This is a genomic window from Candidatus Kuenenbacteria bacterium HGW-Kuenenbacteria-1 (genome assembly GCA_002839745.1).
In the GTDB taxonomy this organism is placed as follows: domain Bacteria; phylum Patescibacteriota; class Patescibacteriia; order UBA2591; family PGYQ01; genus PGYQ01.
This window is the reverse complement of record PGYQ01000015.1, coordinates 24,030-24,751: the sequence shown is the minus strand read 5'-3', so window position 1 is coordinate 24,751 and position 722 is coordinate 24,030. Positions and strand designations below refer to the sequence as shown.

The window sequence follows — 722 nt, the reverse complement described above, 5'->3', positions numbered from 1 at the left end:
AAGAATTGTTTTAAGATCATAATCGCTAATCGGATTTTTTAAAATTTGTGATGCTACTTGAACCAAATCCCCCAAACCACCAATGTGCGATTCATTATAACCTGTACGAAAAATTACATCTGCTCTTTCACCAAGATAAAATTTAAAATAATCTTGCAAAAATCCCATATCTTTTTTTGCCTCTGCTTCTGTTGCCGTAAATATTCCATTTACATAAACAACTATATAATCATTACTATCACATTGTGCTTGAACATTTAATGGAAACAAAAAAATACAAAAACAAAAAAACAAAAAACTATTTATTAAATATTTTTGATTAATTTTATTAAAATTAATTTTCATAAATCTAAAATCTAAAATTAATTAGGCAATGCCATTAAATCAATATCACAATAATTTTTATTTTCTAATCCATAAGATGTCATATATTTCTTATAATTTTCATTTTCTTTGTTTTTACGAATATCAGTATTAAAAACTAAATTTTCAACTTCTTTTAAACGAGTACGCATAATTGTAAGAGGTTCTTTGCCTAATTTTTCACCTTCTTCAATAGTCATATTTTCTGGAAAAATAATTCTTGGCACTGTTTGAGCAAGACACGAATGTCCTCTTCCTTCTTCCTGCAACACGGCCACGAAAATTTCTGAGTTAGTAATGTCTTTTCGAAAATGCATTTGCATTGCTTTGGCGTATTGTAAAGCGCCCGAACGAATGCG

The 722-nt window shown here is 28.3% G+C and carries 2 protein-coding genes; both read right to left on the bottom strand.

Going from position 1 to position 722, the window contains the following annotated elements; all coding sequences use genetic code 11:
- Positions 1–345 (bottom strand): hypothetical protein (locus CVV26_02895; protein ID PKL72149.1); only part of this gene is annotated, 345 nt, incomplete at its 3' end.
- A gap of 17 nt (positions 346–362) precedes the next feature.
- Positions 363–722: hypothetical protein (locus CVV26_02890; protein PKL72148.1), on the bottom strand; the 360-nt coding region annotated here is incomplete at its 5' end.